Source organism: Hymenobacter sediminis (assembly GCF_003231285.1).
Classification (GTDB): domain Bacteria; phylum Bacteroidota; class Bacteroidia; order Cytophagales; family Hymenobacteraceae; genus Hymenobacter; species Hymenobacter sediminis.
In genome coordinates this window covers 204,870-221,960 of record NZ_QKNS01000001.1, presented here as the reverse complement: position 1 = coordinate 221,960, position 17,091 = coordinate 204,870, and the positions used below count along the sequence as shown (strand labels likewise).

General features: G+C 56.9%; 16 protein-coding genes. 5 read left to right on the top strand and 11 right to left on the bottom strand.

What is annotated here, in order from left to right:
- Positions 1 to 75: 75 nt before the first annotated feature.
- The 7 genes from DNI29_RS00935 to DNI29_RS00905 all read right to left on the bottom strand — a co-directional run bounded on the left by DNI29_RS00935 (position 76) and on the right by DNI29_RS00905 (position 4,839).
- Entirely contained in the window at positions 76 to 807 is a 732-nt protein-coding gene (locus DNI29_RS00935; protein ID WP_110976194.1) for a ZIP family metal transporter, read from the bottom strand.
- A 137-nt stretch (positions 808 to 944) separates the two neighbouring features.
- Positions 945 to 1,688 carry an SAM-dependent methyltransferase gene (locus DNI29_RS00930; protein WP_110976193.1) on the bottom strand — a complete coding sequence of 248 codons (744 nt, stop codon included), beginning with the start codon at positions 1,686 to 1,688 and terminating at the stop codon, positions 945 to 947.
- A gap of 120 nt (positions 1,689 to 1,808) precedes the next feature.
- Entirely contained in the window at positions 1,809 to 2,081 is a 273-nt protein-coding gene (locus tag DNI29_RS00925) for a heavy metal-binding domain-containing protein (protein ID WP_110976192.1), read from the bottom strand.
- An 18-nt stretch (positions 2,082 to 2,099) separates the two neighbouring features.
- Entirely contained in the window at positions 2,100 to 2,474 is a 375-nt protein-coding gene (locus tag DNI29_RS00920) for a hypothetical protein (protein ID WP_110976191.1), read from the bottom strand.
- A gap of 67 nt (positions 2,475 to 2,541) precedes the next feature.
- Positions 2,542 to 3,159, bottom strand: coding sequence for a hypothetical protein (locus DNI29_RS00915; protein WP_110976190.1), 618 nt, complete (start codon positions 3,157 to 3,159; stop codon positions 2,542 to 2,544).
- Between the two features lie 88 nt (positions 3,160 to 3,247).
- Entirely contained in the window at positions 3,248 to 4,108 is an 861-nt protein-coding gene (gene nadC, locus DNI29_RS00910; protein WP_110976189.1) for a carboxylating nicotinate-nucleotide diphosphorylase, read from the bottom strand.
- Between the two features lie 329 nt (positions 4,109 to 4,437).
- Positions 4,438 to 4,839: a DUF4783 domain-containing protein gene (locus DNI29_RS00905; RefSeq protein ID WP_110976188.1), complete on the bottom strand. Its 402-nt coding sequence runs from the start codon at positions 4,837 to 4,839 to the stop codon at positions 4,438 to 4,440.
- A gap of 145 nt (positions 4,840 to 4,984) precedes the next feature.
- Between DNI29_RS00905 and gpmI the strand changes: the two genes are divergently transcribed.
- On the top strand, positions 4,985 to 6,532 hold the full coding sequence (gene gpmI / locus DNI29_RS00900; RefSeq protein ID WP_110976187.1) for a 2,3-bisphosphoglycerate-independent phosphoglycerate mutase: 1,548 nt from the start codon (positions 4,985 to 4,987) through the stop codon (positions 6,530 to 6,532).
- The gene (locus tag DNI29_RS00895) at positions 6,525 to 7,103 is read left to right on the top strand and encodes a hypothetical protein (RefSeq protein WP_123823019.1); all 579 of its coding nucleotides are present in this window, start codon (positions 6,525 to 6,527) and stop codon (positions 7,101 to 7,103) included. The genes gpmI and DNI29_RS00895 overlap by 8 nt, the downstream gene beginning before the upstream one ends.
- 527 nt (positions 7,104 to 7,630) lie before the next feature.
- On the opposite strand, the gene DNI29_RS00885 is transcribed toward DNI29_RS00895, so the two are convergent.
- The 4 genes from DNI29_RS00885 to prfA all read right to left on the bottom strand — a co-directional run bounded on the left by DNI29_RS00885 (position 7,631) and on the right by prfA (position 11,479).
- Positions 7,631 to 8,209 carry a hypothetical protein gene (locus tag DNI29_RS00885; RefSeq protein ID WP_123823018.1) on the bottom strand — a complete coding sequence of 193 codons (579 nt, stop codon included), beginning with the start codon at positions 8,207 to 8,209 and terminating at the stop codon, positions 7,631 to 7,633.
- A 99-nt stretch (positions 8,210 to 8,308) separates the two neighbouring features.
- Positions 8,309 to 8,731: a secondary thiamine-phosphate synthase enzyme YjbQ gene (locus DNI29_RS00880; RefSeq protein ID WP_110976183.1), complete on the bottom strand. Its 423-nt coding sequence runs from the start codon at positions 8,729 to 8,731 to the stop codon at positions 8,309 to 8,311.
- 12 nt (positions 8,732 to 8,743) lie between these two features.
- Positions 8,744 to 10,270: a right-handed parallel beta-helix repeat-containing protein gene (locus DNI29_RS00875; protein ID WP_110976182.1), complete on the bottom strand. Its 1,527-nt coding sequence runs from the start codon at positions 10,268 to 10,270 to the stop codon at positions 8,744 to 8,746.
- A 138-nt stretch (positions 10,271 to 10,408) separates the two neighbouring features.
- A complete protein-coding gene (gene prfA, locus DNI29_RS00870; RefSeq protein WP_110976181.1) occupies positions 10,409 to 11,479 on the bottom strand; it encodes a peptide chain release factor 1 in 1,071 nt (356 codons plus the stop codon).
- A gap of 508 nt (positions 11,480 to 11,987) precedes the next feature.
- Here prfA and thrA point away from each other — a divergent pair.
- The 3 genes from thrA to thrC all read left to right on the top strand — a co-directional run bounded on the left by thrA (position 11,988) and on the right by thrC (position 17,058).
- Positions 11,988 to 14,432, top strand: coding sequence for a bifunctional aspartate kinase/homoserine dehydrogenase I (gene thrA, locus DNI29_RS00865; RefSeq protein ID WP_110976180.1), 2,445 nt, complete (start codon positions 11,988 to 11,990; stop codon positions 14,430 to 14,432).
- 103 nt (positions 14,433 to 14,535) lie between these two features.
- Entirely contained in the window at positions 14,536 to 15,489 is a 954-nt protein-coding gene (locus DNI29_RS00860; protein WP_110976179.1) for a homoserine kinase, read from the top strand.
- Between the two features lie 264 nt (positions 15,490 to 15,753).
- Positions 15,754 to 17,058 carry a threonine synthase gene (gene thrC, locus DNI29_RS00855; RefSeq protein ID WP_110976178.1) on the top strand — a complete coding sequence of 435 codons (1,305 nt, stop codon included), beginning with the start codon at positions 15,754 to 15,756 and terminating at the stop codon, positions 17,056 to 17,058.
- Positions 17,059 to 17,091 lie beyond the last annotated feature (33 nt).

Sequence of the window (17,091 nt, the reverse complement as noted above, 5' to 3'; positions counted from 1 at the left end):
TTTGCTGCTTGCTACTACCCTTTACACCCACTCAAAACAGAAGCAATAAGCAGAGCTTCCGGGTTGTAAAGTTTGCTACCCCACATCTACCAGCAAAGCCAGCATGAGCCCGGCGAGGGTTGCAACCAGCTTGCGCAGGTTGAGGCTATGGTCGGGGCTGGTTTCGAAGAGAATGGTGGTGGAAACGTGCAGGAAGTTGCCGGCTACCAGCCCCAGTAAGGCGGCATACAGGCCGCCCGTCAGGAGCTGCTCCAGCACCACGAAGTTGCTGACCACAATACCTGCTGGCCCGGCTACGGCAAATAGCAGCAGGTAGGGCAACGCCCGACGAAAAGAGCCCAGTCGCAGCAGCAAAGCTGCCATTAGGGCAAATGCGGCTGGAATATGATGCAGCGCTACCCCCGCCAGAATGGCGTAGAAATTCTGGCTTATGTCGCCAGCTGCGGGCGTCTTCACCAGAATGCTACCCTCCAGAAAGGAATGCAACACCAGCGAGAACAGCAGCAAAAAGGGCACGCGCCCAGCATGATCTGTGTGGTGGTGTACGTGCCCGTGCTCTACGCCTTGCGAGAAAACTTCCAGCAACATTTGTCCGAAGAACCCGGCCAGTACAAAATATCCTACCCGATGGCCGGGCAGCATCTGCAGGGCCTCGGGAAGCAGGTGAGTAACGGTAAGCGTGAACAGGTAAGCTCCGCTAAAGGCTAGCAGAGGCTTCATCCAAGTGGTGCGGGCGGTTGGAACCAGGCGGGTAAGCCAGCCGGCCCCCAGCACGGTCAGAAACAACGCAAAAACAGCAAACCACATAGAGCGTAAAGAGGGGAATAGGGTAGCAGAAGGAGAGGATGATCCACCGGAAGGCAGGAGCCCAGTGATACGAAGCAGTACAACAGCTGCTAACCCGCCGGGTTTATTTCTCGCATCACCACCTCAGGGCCATTCTCTTATTTTTTCAGCACGAAGATCATGCGGGGGCTGGTAGCGGCTTCAAAGGGCCTCAAGTGGTAGTCGCCCAGCACTTCTACCAGCCGTAGGCCCGCCATCTGGAAGTATTCTTCAAACTGCTCCCGGCTCAGGGCCCGCACCCGCTCCTCGAAATACTGCTCTTGCTGCTGCTCATCACGGAAACGAATTTCCTTCACGATAAAGCCCTGCTGGAAATGTCGGTAAAGCTGAAAGTCGGTGTCTTCTACACGCTTGGTTTCGTGGGCTACCAGCTGTTGCACCGTCAACTCAGTGTTCATAAAGTCAATAACCATCTTTCCTCCCGGTCGCAGGGCCGCGGCTGCATTGCGCAGGGCTACTACGTTGTCCGTTTCCTGCTCGAAGTAGCCAAAGCTGGTAAACAGGTTCAGCACAAAGTCAAACGGCCCCACAGACAGCGGCTCGCGCATATCATGGACCTGGAAGTGCAGGTGCTCGTGGGCAAATTGCCGGGCGTATCGGATGCTCGCGGCTGAGAGGTCTACCCCCGTTACGTCGTAGCCCTGTTCGCTGAGGTAGAGAGCATGGCGGCCCTTCCCGCAGGCCAGGTCCAGCAAGCGCGCTCCAGGCTTGGGATGCAGATACGTCAGCAGCTGAGCCAGAAAAGACCGCGCCTCCTCGTAGTTGCGGTTACGATATAACCGGTGGTAGTAAGGAGAGTCAAACCAAGTGCTGAACCATTCTGCGGGCGGAGCTGATGGCATAAGGAAGGGTAGGGAGTACAATAAAAAAGGGCGTATAAGCGCCCTTTTCACGGTGGTCAACAAAAGCAGAGAGCTCATATTTGCAACATTGTTGCAAATATGAGCTCTCTGCTTTTCAAATCAAAGCTCGGTGCTTTGCTTAGCGGCAGGGTTAGGCTCCAGGTCCATGTCGCAAACGGGGCACTTGCCGGGCTTGTCGCTGGCGCTACCCTCGCAGCCCATGGGGCAGATGTAAGCAGCGGCAGCCACAGGCTGAGCCGTGCTGTCGGCGGGAGCAGCCGTAGTTTCAGTGGCGGTAGCCTGCTCGGTAGGCTTGCTTTGGCAGCCCGCCAAGAGCATACCAGCGCTTACGAGTACAGCTCCTACCCCCGATTTCCAGGAAAACGTCATCATACCAACTAGAAACCCAGATTAGTGCTGAGGCTCAGCCGACTCCGACTTCTGGTCGCTGGTGGCCTTTTTGTCGGTGCTAATGGCTTCGGGGCTATCCGTATGGGTAGCATCCTTGGCGTTAGCCGTGCGGGCTTCTTCAGCCGTCACCCGGTCGCGCTGATTTGGCTCATCCAGGGTTACCTCCGAGCTGATGGGGCGCTCAATGGCACCGCCTTTCGACTGGTCAGCAGCTTCCGAGGTGTGCTGATCGAAGTTGTCGGAGGAGCGGCTGCCGGGCTCCACCATATCCAGCGACACTTTTTTATCCGGGCGCCAGTCCGAAGGTTCGCTGCTGCACGCGTTCAGGGCTAGCGTAGCCAGGGCCAGAGCGGAAAGTACGAGTTGCTTGCTCATGAGAAGGAAAAGTATTCTGTAGAAGAAGTAATGACGAAAAAACAAAGGCCGAAGTTAAGGCCGGGTATTATGCAGCGGCCGTGCCCCCGCCGGGCAGCAGGTTCTTACGGCGCAGCATGGCATCGAACAGCTTCTGGTCGTTGGGCGAGTTGAAGATGCGGTCCGGTACCTGCAGGAAGATGGGCGTATCGAAGGTTTTGGCCATCCATAACCGCCAGCCTTTCAGCTCCTGGGGAAGCTCTGGGGCGCGTAGGGAAAGCAAATAGCCATCGGCTTCCCGCTTTACGTCGCCAATCATGTCCCAGGTCAGGCGCATGCCTTCTTTTTCATTGCGCCGGAGTACAATCTGCTTGTTGTCGAACTCATAGCCCAGCTTTTCAAAGAGGGGCTTAGTTTGCTCCACCTGCGTCACGCCGGTTACCTGGGCCGAACGGAATAGCACGTACAGCAGCGTGAGGAGCAGGGCACCGGCCAGCCACCACCACGAGGGCCAGATAATAGCGGGCAGCAAGCCAATAACAAATGGAATGAGGGCATACCACCACTCCCGGCGCCACACCCGAGCCATAGCCAGTTTGGTGTAGGTGTCGGTATCGAGCTGGTGCTTTTTGGTGCGGATAGCCAGCGGCGAAGCGCCTTGCTGCTGTTGCTGCCGGTAACCGCCGCGTTGGTTGGGAAGTTGCATTGTAGTTAAGTTGTCAGTTGCCAGTTGGCGGTTGCCGGTTGTTAGTAAAGAAGCTACTGACAACCGGCAACCGCCAACTGGCAACTCATTAAAACGCTTTCAGGCTCATATCGAGGCTGCGGATGGAGTGGGTTAGTGCTCCTACAGAAATGTAATCGACGCCAGTAGCGGCTACGTCGGCAATCGTTTCTTCGGTGATGCCTCCACTGGCTTCCAGGGGGTAGCGCCCTGCCACCAGTGCCACCGCCTCGCGCAGCTGGGTGGGGCTCATATTGTCGAGCATGATGCGGTCAATGCCGCCAGTATCGAGGGCTTGCTGTACTTCGGACAGGTTGCGGGTTTCGATTTCAACGGGCAACTGCCGGCCGGTGCGAGCCAGGTAAGCACGCGAAGCCTCAATGGCTTCGCGGATGCCGCCGGCATAATCCACATGGTTATCCTTGAGAATAATCATGTCGAAGAGGCCGTAGCGGTGGTTTACGCCGCCGCCAATCAGCACGGCCCATTTCTCGCACATCCGGAAGTTAGGCGTTGTCTTGCGGGTATCGAGCAAGCGGGCCTTGGTACCAGCCAGCAGGCTGGTCAGGCGAGCAGTGTGGGTTGCAATGCCACTCATCCGCTGCATGCAGTTGAGCACCAGCCGCTCAGCAGTCAGGATGCTCTGGGCCCTACCCTCCACGGTAAAAGCAATATCGCCGTGCTTCACCCGGGCACCATCCTCCAGCCGGGGCTCAATATGCAGGTCGGCATCCACCTCTCGAAAAATGAGGCGGGCCAACTCTACCCCAGCCAGCACCCCTTCATCCTTGATAAGCAGGTGGGCACGGTTTCGCGCTTCAGCCGGGATGGACGACAGGGCCGAGTGGTCACCGTCGCCGACATCTTCGGCCAGCGCCGTGCGGATAAAGGTAGATAGAGCTTCCGGGGTGAGGTAGGGGGTTGTCTGCACGCGACAAAAATAGTCAAAAATGCCCCCACTTGCCCACTTGTCCTTTGGCACCTCGCGCAGCCGAAACTATTGCCGTGTAAGGGGTATCCATTCCCTGCTCTGCCAATCCGCCGTTGGGGCCACCGGCCCCGTGTGCCAGCCTTGCAAGCCCTACCGAAAACCTAACTCCCTACCCCCTGGCGCTAGTTAAACCATTCAGTAGGCTATTAGCACGAAGCCAGCCAATCAGGAGGCTGCAGCGAAGAGCAGGGCTACCAAAGTCTGGAGCACAAAAAAGCGCCACCCGGACGAATCCGCGCGGCGCTGGGAGAAACCAGTGGAAGGAGAAGTTAATTCTCCTTAGTAAAGTCGATGGTGGCAATTTTCATACTGCCGCCCGCCGATTTCATTTTCACGAACATGCGGTAGGCACCATCTTTTCCGGTGTATTTGCCCACGGCATAGGGCGTTCCTTCGTTGCTGCCGCCGTAGTGGATAAAGTCAAAGGATGCCGGTGAGTGTTTGGCGAAGAAGTCCTTCATCACAAACTCAGCCTGGGTAGCACTATAGCTCTGCTTGTCGCCGTCGAAGCTCAGCTCCACGCTCGGAGCAAAGAACTGGGCCAGGTCGCGGGAGGAGGAGCTGCGGATGGCATTGCGAACCGGCCCAAATGCTTCACCCTGGGCCAGGGCACCCACCGACAGCAACAAGCTCCACACTAGGGCGAAGGCTAAAAAGAAGTTGCGTTTCATGTTAGTGTAAAGAGTACATCATAGGCCTGCACTAAAACTATGCCAACCCTTCCCGGTTATAGAATTAGGTTATTTACAGGCAAGCCTGCCTGCCAAGTTAGGGAAAATGCGGGCGTTTCAGCCCATCTAGGCTATCTTTGCTGCCATGAACAAACAGGTATTGTTGGTGATTCTGGACGGCTGGGGTCTGGCGCAGAATAAGGAAGTATCGGCTATTGATCAGGCGCGTACGCCGTTCGTCGATTCACTGTTTCAGCGCTACCCCCATAGCCGCCTGCAAGCCTCCGGTGAGGCCGTGGGCCTGCCCGATGGGCAAATGGGCAATTCCGAGGTCGGCCATATGAACATTGGGGCCGGCCGGGTAGTGTACCAAGATCTGGTGCGCATCAATAAATCTATTCGGGAGCGGAAGTTGGGCAGCATGCCTGCGCTGGTGAAAGCCTTCGAATACGCCCGCCTCAACCAGAAGCCGGTGCACCTGATGGGTTTGCTCTCCGACGGCGGCGTACACTCCCACATTGAACACCTAAAAGCGCTGTGCACACTGGCCCACGATGCGGACGTGCACAACGTGTTCATTCACGCCTTCACCGACGGCCGCGATACTGACCCTAAAGGCGGCGTCAGCTACGTCAACGACTTAGAGCAGCACCTGCAGCGTGGAGCTAGCGGTAAAATCGCCTCCATTGTGGGCCGCTACTACGCCATGGACCGCGACAACCGCTGGGAGCGGGTGAAAATAGCCTATGACTTGCTGGTGAATGGCAAGGGCACTCCTTCCCAGAACCTCATTCAGAGTATGCAGGACTCCTATAAAGAAGGAGTAACCGATGAGTTCCTAAAGCCGATTGTAAAGGTAGGCGCTGACGGGCAGCCGCTGGCCACTATCAAGGAAGGCGACGTAGTGCTGTGCTTCAACTTCCGCACCGACCGGGGCCGGGAAATTACGCAGGCTCTAACCCAGCAGGATTTTCATGCTTTCGAGATGCGTCGGCTGAGCCTGCACTACCTCACCATGACCAACTACGACGCCACCTTTACTGGTGTCACACCCATTTTCGAGAAAGATAACCTAGAGGAAACCCTAGGCGAAGTGCTGGCGGCGAACCACAAAACCCAGATTCGCATTGCCGAAACCGAGAAGTACCCGCACGTTACGTTCTTCTTCTCAGGAGGCCGCGAGGTAGAATTTGAGGGGGAGAAGCGCATCATGCGAGCCTCGCCTAAAGTGGCTACCTACGATTTGCAGCCCGAGATGAGCGCCTACGAATTACGCGATGCACTGGTGCCGGAGTTGCAGGCTAAATCAGCCGACTTCGTGGTACTGAACTTCGCCAACACCGATATGGTAGGCCATACGGGGGTATTCGAAGCGGCGGTAAAGGCGGCCGAAGCGGTAGATGAGTGCACCCGGGGGGTAGTAGAAGCGGCTTTGGCCTCCGACTACGCCTGCATCATCATCGCTGACCACGGCAATGCCGATATGATGATTAACCCAGATGGTACGCCCAATACGGCTCACACTACCAACCTGGTGCCTTGTATTCTGGCCTCCAACGACTACCGCGGTGCCTTGGCTGATGGCAAGCTGGGCGATATTGCGCCTACCGTGCTGCAGCTTATGGGTCTACCCCAACCGGAGGTTATGGGCGGCCAAAGCCTGCTCCGCCCCGAAACCACCTCGCATGCGTAGCTCTTTCTGGATGGTTAGCACGGTAGTACTTCTCTCGGCCTGTGAGCCTGGCGAGGATGCTACCGTGCGCACCAACCCAGCTAACCGAAAACCAGAGTATTTCAACTTGCTGAGTTTCTTGGAAAAGCAGGAAGCTTTGCTAAACCAACGCAAGCCCGCCGTAGAGAAGCAGGTAGTCCTCCGCGACGGTCATCAGGAAACCACCCGCGTTGCTCAAACCGATTGGGTCAAAGAGCTGCAGATTTTTCAGCAGGCTGATATCAATAAGCCTGCCCTGCGAGGCTTATACAAGGTTGACTCCGTTACTACCCCTGAAGGATTAGTGCGACGTAGCTACCACCGGCAGCCAGGCACTGAACACCCCGTAGAGCAGCTCACGGTAGTTAGCCAAGGGGGTAGTGTACAGGAACTGACTGCCACCGTAGCCCAGGACAACCCGTTGGTGTACTCAGCCAAAACCATGACGCTACGCTGCCAAAATGGGCAAATCAGCAGCTACCAAGTCAGCGGCGTGCAGAAACTAGTGCTGTTCGATTCGGTGAGGTACGCGGTTCGGAGCCGGGTCCTGTAATATATGGATCTACTATATTACTGGACTAATTTCCATACTACTATTTACCTGCTAGCGGCCCCGTTAGCTATGCTCCTTAACAGAAAGCTGTCAGGAGGATTTCAAGGAGAACAAGCTATTATGAATCGCTTGTTTGCGGTGTCAGCTTTATATAGCCTAGGCTCTCTACTGTTCGAGATTTTCCGCGCTTGGTATTCGCAGATAGAATTCGAGCAGTACGCCTTCATTAACCGCGCTGCTGGCCCGTACTGGTGGGCATTTTGATCAATCCTTGTCGCCTACGGGCTGGCACAATTGTTCTGGCTGCGGAGGCTGCGGAATAGTAATGTAATAGCGGTGGCCTGTGTTCTATTACAGATGATAACTTTATTGTTCCCGCTGCTGATACGCTTTCTGCCAGGTCCCGACTACCTGCCCAGTAGTTGGATGATGTTTTCTTATACCCAACTATTTATAGCGCCTTTGGCTTTTCTTTTTCTACTGGAAGCTTGGCTCCTCCGCCGGCTTATAGCTTGGCTGCGACCTGTTCAATCCACGTAAGGCTCTACGTGTACTGCGCTCAGCTTGCCACTTTGGTAGATAACGGAAACGTAGTTGGTACGCTCTGTATCACCTATGCGCACTTTGTCGGTGGTAGCGGCGGCGGCGCGGCAGGCAGGCTCCAGGCGGGTGCGTAGACGGCGGCCGTAAGCGGGCTGGAAGTTGGTGATGGTGGCGTCGCGTAGCATATCTTTTTCCGGAGCCCGGTAGAACTCAAATACGTTGCCTTGGTGCCGCACCAGCAGAATAGTATCAATCTGTCCTGCTTCGTGCAGGTTTTTGAACGGCTTACGCCCTACTACCCGGCCGCCGGCGGCCAGTAGTTCTAATACAGTAGGTTCCTCGCCAAATGGCTGTCCTGCCAGCGAATCATTTGTCAGACGCACTACCCGGCTTGGTACTGGAGCAGTTGCGGCTGGCCGCGTTGTGCGGGGCTGCTGCCCAGCTGCCTTGCGCGTCGGTTTGCCCGTTCCTTCTGTATCGGTACCGCATGCACCCAACATCGCCGCATAGAGCGAGACGGCTGAAACAGCTTTGGCAGACGAGATAAGTAAGGCGGCAAACATGGTAAGCGGGCTTTCTGCCCTATACGCAAACTTCGGGCGCGCAGACTGATTATCAGTGCTTATTCCGTTCAATTTGTGCCATTTGCCTGCCAAAAGGCTTTATTTCCCCATAAGGGTAGCCAGCACCCAGCGTCGCCCGCCGTGGTTGCGATGCTCGCCCAAATAAATTCCCTGCCAGGTACCCAGCGCCAGCTCACCCTTGCTGATGGGCACACTCACGGCGTGGCCCAACAAGCTCGCTTTGATGTGCGCGGGCATGTCGTCGGGGCCTTCCAGAGTATGGCGGAAGTAGGGAGCATTTTCCGGCACCGCACGATTAAAGAACTGCTCGAAATCGTGGCGGACGGTAGGGTCCGCGTTTTCGTTGATGCTGAGGCTGGCAGAGGTATGCTGGATGAAGAAATGGGCAGTACCGACCTGTAGTTGCTCCAGCTCCGGCAGCTCGGCTACCAACAAATCCGTAATCAGGTGGAAGCCCCGGCTGACGGCCGGCAGGCGCAAACGTTTCTGAATAAACTGCATACACTGAGCTAACTACGGGTTCTTCCGCTCGAAGGCCCCGATATCGGCCGGGCTAAGGCGGGGGCGATTCAGCAAATCAATGGTGAGATTGGGCAATGCGGCGGCCTTGTTGCTAGCCGGCGAGAGAGTATCGAGCTGGTAGTCGTACGATTTGCCGCGCTTGCGGTAAAAAGTGCTCCGAAACAAATAGTTAGGCCCCTCCAGCGGGTTCAGAATGTTACCGTTCTTGTTCTGTGCCAATGGGCCGCTACCTGCATAAGCTTTGGTGCGTAACACGCTGTTGCTGATGCTAATATTGCCCGCGTACTGTTCGCCATTTCTAAAGATTAGTTCCTCACCGTTGAGGTCGTTTCCCCACACAATGGAGTTGCGCATCAGCAGGCGAGGTGCCAGGGGCGGGCGAGGCTCCTCATTTACCTCAATGGCATTAGACAGCCAAAATGTAGGCCGTTGCCGGTTAGCCTGAATGGTATAGTTGGCAATGGTGCAGTAATCAAATTGATACGTGCCTCCCTGAACGCCAAAAACTGCGTACTGTTCGCAGTTAGTGATAAGCGTATTACGGACTGTGTAATCGGCTGACACTCCCAGAATAGCGGCGCCCTCTAGCCCAAAAGTCAACCCGGAACTTGTGATGGCCTGCTTGGCGCTCGATATATTCTGAATGGTTGAATTCTCAATGGTGATGTTCGGGAAGGGGCGCTGGCTGTTGGGATTGATGGCCAACAGGCCGAATGTGCTGTTCTTGATTTCAGCGAAGCGCACCACGTTGTTCTGGCTGCCCGGCAGAAACCAGATGCCGCCCCACTGCCCAGGAGTGTTAGCATACATCTCCTCGCGCCGGTCGCCCTGAAAGCGCACGAAGTTGCGGTCATCAAGCTTCAGTTCGCCGGTGGGCTTGTAGTTGGGGTTCACTAGCAGCTGCCCTGCTACCAGCAAGGCCGCACCCGCATGAGAGTAGATTCGTGCCCCTGGCTCAATAGTCAGCGACTTACCTGCTGCTACCCGCACGTAATTGAAGATAACGTGGGGTTTATCGGACTTCCAGATCTTATCCTCTGTAATTTCTTCTCCATTGTGGAAGTAAGCATTCTGGCCGTAGCTCACCACTTTCACTTGCTGGTCGTTGCCGTTGGTGCGGAAGCGCAAGTCGTCTACCAGCAGGAAAGGTTTCAGGTCGTTGGGCGTGGGGTCGACGGTAGCACGAATCAGCACCAGCAGGCTATCCTTACCCCTGATTTCTACATCGCGCGCTGTACTACCAGCATCACCGTTGATAAGCAGACTGTAGGTGATGCCGGGCTGGTTCTGCAGGCTGATTTCCGACACGCGCACGGCCCGCGGGTTGCGGTTGTACACCCACAAACGCTTGCTTACCGTACCCACCGTCACGAAGACGGTATCGAACTTCACCGTATCGAGAGAGAACTCCAGGCGGGCGCTGCTGTCGGTAGTAACGATGTCTTCTTTCGGCTCGCAGCCGGGTAGCAACACCGTGGCAGCTGAAAGCAGCAGAAGCAGCGGGAGTAAAAAGCGCATAGCAGACAACCTATATAAAACAATATGCTGAGCTCCGGGCGGCCCCCTACCCCTCGCTACCCTTTGAAGGTAACAGGGAGGTAGAGAGGCCGTCCGGAGCTCAGCATAACGAACGTGTTAAAAACGCCTTTAGTACGATTACGCTACCCCTTCCTTCAGGCGCTCAGCGCTTTCAGCAATGCGCAGCTGCTCCACGAAGTCATCAATGTTACCGTCCATTACGGCACTCAGGTTGTACACCGTGTAGCCGATGCGGTGGTCGGTTACGCGGCCCTGAGGATAGTTATAGGTGCGAATTTTATCGGACCGGTCGCCGCCACCAATCATGCTCTTGCGGGCCGCGCCTTCGGCCTCGTTCTTCTTGGCCAGCTCGATTTCATACAAGCGGGAACGTAGTACCTGCAGGGCTTTATCGAAGTTTTTGAGCTGCGACTTCTGGTCCTGGCACTGGGCCACAATGCCGGTTGGAAGGTGGGTCAGGCGCACGGCCGAGTAAGTGGTGTTTACCGACTGTCCACCAGGTCCCGATGACATAAAGAGGTCTTTACGCACCTCATTCATGTCAATTTCTACGTCGAGCTCTTCGGCTTCGGGCATTACCACCACCGAGGCTACGGAGGTATGGATGCGGCCCTGGGTTTCGGTGGCCGGCACCCGCTGCACGCGATGCACCCCCGATTCAAACTTAAGCTTGCCGTATACGTCCTCGCCCTTCACGGCGAGGATAATTTCCTTGTAGCCCCCGGAGGTGCCTTCGGTGGCATCTACCAGCTCCATTTTCCAGCCCTGCTTTTCGGCGAAGCGCATGTACATGCGCTGCAGGTCGCCGGCGAAAATAGCAGCCTCGTCGCCACCAGCCCCAGCCCGGATTTCCATGATAATATCCTTGGAATCGTTGGGGTCTTTGGGAATCAGCAGCTCTTTAATAACAGACTCCAGACGCTCCTGCTCGGGGTAGAGCGTTTCCAGCTCATCCTTAGCCATCTGGCGGAAATCTTCGTCTTTCTCGGTAGCAATTACCTCCTTGGCGCCGTCGATATCGGCCAGCACCTTCTGGTAGGCCTTGTATTCCACGACGATTTTGTTCAGGTCCTTGTATTCTTTGTTGAGGGCCTTAAAGCGTTTCATGTCGCTCATGGCTTCGGGCTGGGTAAGCTGCTCGCTCACGTCCTCAAAGCGCTTTTGGATGGCCTCCAGTTTATCTAGCATCTTGGCTTCGGAAATTGTATTGGGAGTGCAAAGGTACGGAAACGAAGCTGACCATAAGCAGAGCTAAACCGCTTGGATTAGAAGCAATAATGCTTCCTCCAATCAGGCCAAGTTACAGCTATAATACTGCTCGGCAGTAGTTGGCCAGCTATACCGTTTTTTAGGAGATACTGTGTTGGTATCTCAAGCATAGCAACCCAAGCACTCTAGATTGAAAAATTAAATTATTTCTATCTTAAACACTTAGCCTTTAGAAAAATTCCTACTTTACCTCCTCAACCCGCACGTATGGTCCTCTGCCGAGTCCTTTTTGTTTCACCCCGCCCCATGGTGGCCTGCTTGGCTACCCTGACAGGAACAACCGTGACAACAACCCGCTAAGCGGGCTGCGGAACTCCTTACGCTTACATAACTCACGCAGCCCGCTTCGCCGGAAAGCCCCTACGGGAGCTACCGGGCCGATGCGGGCTTTTTCTTGTTCTTTTCTCTTGTCTTGTTATTGACTGGTATGCAGGTTCTTAAGTTCGGAGGTTCGTCGGTGGCTTCGGCCGATACTATTATGCGCGTACTGGAGCTGGCGCAGGCCGCCGCCCGCCACGAGCCAACAGTGGTAGTGGTATCGGCGCTGAGTGGCGTGACGGATGCCCTGATTAGCGCCGGACGGCTAGCAGCCGCAGCCGATGCCAGCTACCGGGAGCAGTTGCAGGAGTTGGAGCAGCGCCACCTAACGGTAGTGCGGGAGTTGCTACCCCTCACGGGCCAGAGTAGTTTACTGAGCTTTGTGAAGGCTCACTGCAATGAGCTAGAAAGCATTTGTAACGGCGTGTTTGCCCTCGGCGAGCTGTCGGCGCGCACCCTCGACCGGCTGGTGAGCTACGGGGAGTTGCTTTCGTCGGGGGTGGTAGCGGCGGGACTGGCGGCTCAGGGCACGGCCCATCAGTGGCTCGACAGCCGCCAACTGATCCGAACGAATGCCCGCTACGGTCATGCCGCCGTGGACTTTGCTACCACCAACCCCCAGATACAAGCCGCTGTGAACGGTGCCGAGGTGGCCCTGTACGTGGCGCCGGGCTTTGTAGCCGCGGCGCCAGATGGCAGCACTACCACGCTAGGCCGCGGGGGCTCCGACTATACGGCCGCCATTTTCGCGGGGGCATTGGGAGCCAGTCGGCTGGAAATCTGGACGGATGTAAGCGGTATGATGACTGCCGACCCACGCCTGGTGCGCGCCGCCCGGCCCATTTCGCGCATCAGCTACCAGGAGGCCATGGAGTTGTCGCACTTTGGGGCCAAGGTGCTGTATCCGCCTACTATTCAGCCGGTCATGCGTCAAGGCATTCCGCTCTGGATCAAAAATACATTCGTGCCCGAAGACGCCGGTACGCTGGTGGAAGTAGCGCCGCCCGCCAACCACGCCATCGTGCGGGGCATTTCCAGCATCGGGCCGGTGGCATTGCTACGGTTAGAGGGTAGCGGCATGGTAGGCATTCCGGGCTTCTCGCGGCGGCTATTTGCGGCCTTGGCTCAGGAACAAGTCAACGTGATTCTCATTACTCAAAGCTCATCAGAGCACTCCATTTCCGTGGCGGTGAGTGCGGCCGAGGCACTCCGCGCCCGCCAAGCTGCCGACGCAGAGTTTACTTCGGAAATAGCAGCCGGCCGCCTCGACCCACTGTACTGCGAAGATGAGCTGGCCATTGTGGCGCTGGTAGGCGAGCAGATGAAAAACCACCCTGGCATTAGTGGGCGACTATTTGGGGCGCTAGGGCAGAATGGGGTAAACATCAGGGCCATTGCTCAGGGCTCGTCGGAGAAGAACATTTCCACAGTTATTCGGCAGCAGGATGTGCGCAAAGCCATTAACGTACTGCACGAAACGTTCTTCGAGGCCACTACCCGGCAAGTGAACGTGGTAATAGCCGGGGTAGGCAATGTGGGCGGCAAGCTGCTGGAACAACTGGCCCGGCAACAGCCCTGGCTGCGCGAGAAGCTGCGCCTGAACCTACGGGTGGTAGGCTTAGCAAACAGCCGGCAATTTGTGCTCGATGAGGAAGGCATAAACCTCGCGAACTGGCAACCCGCCCTGGCAGCCGGTCCCGCGCTTGACCTGGCGGCTCTAACGCAACAGCTTTTGGCGCTGAACCTGCGCAACACGGTGTTTGTGGATGTGACGGCCAGCGCCGACGTAGCGCAGGTGTATGCTGATCTATTGGCCCGCAGTGTGGGGGTAGTAGCCTGCAATAAGGTTGCTGCCTCCTCAGAATACGAGAACTATGCTCAGCTTAAAGCACTGGCCCAGGAGTTCAACACACAGTTTTTGTTTGAAACCAACGTCGGCGCAGGCCTGCCCGTCATTGGTACGCTGGGCGATTTGCTGCGCAGCGGCGACGAGGTGCGGCGTATGGAAGCTGTACTGTCGGGCACGCTGAACTTCGTGTTTAATAACTACGATGGGTCGCGGCCGTTTGCGGAGGTAGTGCGCCAGGCCCAGGCCGAAGGCTACACCGAACCCGACCCGCGCCTCGACCTAACCGGCGTAGACGTGGCCCGCAAAATCCTGATTCTGGCCCGGGAAGCCGGCCACGCCCTAGAAATGAACGACGTCGAGAACATCTCCTTCCTACCCCCCTCCTGCCTGGAAGGCGACGTACCGGCCTTTTACGAGCAGCTGACGGTGCACGAGCCACACTTCCGCGCCCTGTATGACGCCGCCGCAGCCAACGGCGAAAAGCTTCGGTTTGTGGCCAGCTTCGTGGATGGAAAGGCCCAGGTAGGGCTGCAGGCCCTACCCCCCTCCCACGACCTATACTCCCTGCAAGGCAAGGATAACGCCGTGCTGTTCTACACCAACCGCTACGTGGAGCAGCCGCTGGTTATTAAGGGTGCTGGCGCGGGCGCCGAGGTAACAGCCTCTGGGGTCTTTGCCGATGTGCTCCGGGCCGTGCAGTCGTAACCATTGCCGGTCCATGCCTCGTTACTGAAGCACGCGTTGCGGTAACGCTTGCCCTCATGATGCGCAAAACCAAGGCTTTGCGTTCCATCTTTACTTCTGCTACATGCCTTTTTCCTTTGAACCCATCACGGTACTGGCCCCCGCCACCGTTGCCAATGTAGTATGCGGATTTGATGTGCTGGGGTTTGCCCTGGCGGAGCCCCACGACGTGATGCAACTACGCCTGACCGAGCAACCGGGTGTAGTGCTTATTCATGAAGATGACTTCGACCTACCCACCGAACCTTCGCGCAACGTGGCTGGGGCGGCATTGCTGGCCATGCTGCGGGCGGTGCCCGAGGAGGTTGGGGTAGAAGTGCGCATCCGCAAAACCATTATGCCGGGCAGTGGTATTGGCAGCAGCGCGGCCAGCGCCGCCGGAGCCGTAGTAGGCCTGAATACGTTGCTGGACAACCGATTCAGTAAGCCGGATCTGGTGATTTATGCCATGTACGGCGAGGAAGTGGCTTCCGGCGTCCGGCATGCCGACAATATAGCGCCGGCCATTTACGGGGGTGTCACTCTGATTCGGGCGACCATTCCGGCCCCTGATATTGTACCGCTGGATGCTCCGCCCCTATTCGTGACGGTGGTGCACCCCCAGATTGAAGTTAAGACCGCCGATGCCCGCAAAATTCTCAAGCAGGAAGTACCCCTACGCGACGCCATCCGGCAATGGGGCAACGTAGGCGGGCTGGTGGCCGGGCTGCTTCAGCACGATTATGCTCTGATTGCCCGCTCTTTAGAAGATGTAATTGTGGAGCCCGTGCGCAGTATTCTTATTCCTGGGTTTCAGGAGGTGAAGGACGGTAGCCGCGTGGCCGGAGCTCTGGGTGGTGGCATTTCGGGCTCGGGGCCCTCCCTGTTTATGCTAAGCCAGGATGAAGCCACCGCCCGCGCCGTGGAAAACGTGATGCACGCTACCTACCAGCGCCTCAGCCTGGACTACCACACTTACGTGACTACCATTAGCTCAACAGGTTGCCAAATCCTGACAGAAGCCCCTCAGGGTGTATGAGGTACACAGTCAACTCATGAGCCGTCATGCTGAACTTACCGGAACATCTCGCTTGAATCGTTGAGGTAGTTTGGCAACGTCAGCACGCGAGCTTTCTCGATGAACAGGAGGAGCAAGCGCAAGGCCTCGACCAGCCCGACATGATCATTCTGTCAGCGCCCATCTCACTACAGGGGTTGCTGCGCTTTCAGCTCTGAGTCACGTTCTTTTCGCTACCCCTGCCTGTTTCTTAAAGCCTCCGCTACCCCTCACCTCCTACCCCCTATGCGTTACTATAGCCTCAGCCGCCAATCAGATGTCGTTGATTTTCGGGCCGCTACGGTAGCCGGACAGGCCCCGGACGGAGGCTTGTATTTCCCCGAAACCATTCCGCAGTTTCCGGCTGGTTTTGTGGAACAGTTGCCCCGGTTGGAAGCGGCTGAAGTAGCATTTACCGTACTACAGCCTTATGTAGGCAGCACCATTCCGGAGGCGGAACTCCAGCGCATTTGCGCTGAAACCGTGAGCTTCCCGTTTCCGGTGGTTCAGGTGACGGAGCGCATCAATGCGCTGGAGCTGTTTCATGGCCCGACCCTAGCGTTCAAGGATGTAGGCGCCCGCTTTATGAGTCGCTGCCTGGGCTACTTCTCCCGACACGAAACCCGGCCTGTAACGGTACTGGTAGCCACCTCCGGCGATACGGGCGGGGCCGTAGCAAGTGGCTTTTTAGGCGTTCCGGGCGTTGAAGTGGTTATTCTCTACCCCTCCGGGCGCGTCAGCCCGGTGCAGGAGCAGCAGCTTACGGCACTGGGCCAGAACATTAAGGCGTTGGAGGTCAGCGGCAACTTCGATGATTGCCAACGGCTGGTAAAACAGGCTTTCCGGGATGCGGAGCTAATGGCCCGGCTGCGGCTTACTTCAGCCAATTCCATCAATGTAGCGCGCTGGCTCCCGCAGCAAGTGTACTACTGCTACGGCGTAGCCCAAACCCTGGCCAGCACAGGTCAGCCGCCGGTAGTGGCCGTACCCAGTGGCAACTTCGGCAACCTATGCGCTGGGCTGTTGGCTAACGTTTCGGGGCTGCCGGTGGCGCATTTCATAGCCGCCTGCAACGCCAACGCTGCCGTACCCGCCTACCTCGCCTCGGGCCAGTATGCCGCCCAGCCGGCTGTGCCTACCCTCTCCAACGCCATGGATGTAGGCGACCCCAGCAACTTCGGGCGTATTCTAGAGCTATTCCGCCACGAGCATCCAGTGATTCGGGAGCTCTTGACAGGCTATTCTGTTTCGGACACCGAAACCAGCGCTACTATTCGGCGGGTGCACACGCAAACCGGCTACCTGCTGGACCCCCACGGCGCCGTAGCTTTCTTTGCTCTTGAAGACTACCTCCGTCAGCACCCCGAAACTACCGGGCTTTTCCTGGAAACAGCCCACCCGGTTAAGTTTCCGGCTGCCGTGGAGCCAGCTACTGGTCAGCCCGTGCCGGTACCTACCGAGTTACAGGAGCTGATGCAACGACCAAAACGCAACATGCTGCTGGAGCCGGAGTACGAGGCCCTGCGCGCCTACCTCCTGACAACAGCCTAGCCTTTGGCAATAGAATCAGCGGGAACCGGGGCC

What these genes read in the sequence shown, in the direction of transcription:
- DNI29_RS00935 (WP_110976194.1), bottom strand. Translation starts at nt 807, where the DNA reads ATGTGGTTTGCTGTTTTTGCGTTGTTTCTGACCGTGCTGGGGGCCGGC.
- DNI29_RS00930 (WP_110976193.1), bottom strand. Translation starts at nt 1,688, where the DNA reads ATGCCATCAGCTCCGCCCGCAGAATGGTTCAGCACTTGGTTTGACTCT.
- DNI29_RS00925 (WP_110976192.1), bottom strand. Translation starts at nt 2,081, where the DNA reads ATGATGACGTTTTCCTGGAAATCGGGGGTAGGAGCTGTACTCGTAAGC.
- DNI29_RS00920 (WP_110976191.1), bottom strand. Translation starts at nt 2,474, where the DNA reads ATGAGCAAGCAACTCGTACTTTCCGCTCTGGCCCTGGCTACGCTAGCC.
- DNI29_RS00915 (WP_110976190.1), bottom strand. Translation starts at nt 3,159, where the DNA reads ATGCAACTTCCCAACCAACGCGGCGGTTACCGGCAGCAACAGCAGCAA.
- DNI29_RS00905 (WP_110976188.1), bottom strand. Translation starts at nt 4,839, where the DNA reads ATGAAACGCAACTTCTTTTTAGCCTTCGCCCTAGTGTGGAGCTTGTTG.
- gpmI (WP_110976187.1), top strand. Translation starts at nt 4,985, where the DNA reads ATGAACAAACAGGTATTGTTGGTGATTCTGGACGGCTGGGGTCTGGCG.
- DNI29_RS00895 (WP_123823019.1), top strand. Translation starts at nt 6,525, where the DNA reads ATGCGTAGCTCTTTCTGGATGGTTAGCACGGTAGTACTTCTCTCGGCC.
- DNI29_RS00885 (WP_123823018.1), bottom strand. Translation starts at nt 8,209, where the DNA reads ATGTTTGCCGCCTTACTTATCTCGTCTGCCAAAGCTGTTTCAGCCGTC.
- DNI29_RS00880 (WP_110976183.1), bottom strand. Translation starts at nt 8,731, where the DNA reads ATGCAGTTTATTCAGAAACGTTTGCGCCTGCCGGCCGTCAGCCGGGGC.
- DNI29_RS00875 (WP_110976182.1), bottom strand. Translation starts at nt 10,270, where the DNA reads ATGCGCTTTTTACTCCCGCTGCTTCTGCTGCTTTCAGCTGCCACGGTG.
- prfA (WP_110976181.1), bottom strand. Translation starts at nt 11,479, where the DNA reads ATGCTAGATAAACTGGAGGCCATCCAAAAGCGCTTTGAGGACGTGAGC.
- thrA (WP_110976180.1), top strand. Translation starts at nt 11,988, where the DNA reads ATGCAGGTTCTTAAGTTCGGAGGTTCGTCGGTGGCTTCGGCCGATACT.
- DNI29_RS00860 (WP_110976179.1), top strand. Translation starts at nt 14,536, where the DNA reads ATGCCTTTTTCCTTTGAACCCATCACGGTACTGGCCCCCGCCACCGTT.
- thrC (WP_110976178.1), top strand. Translation starts at nt 15,754, where the DNA reads ATGCGTTACTATAGCCTCAGCCGCCAATCAGATGTCGTTGATTTTCGG.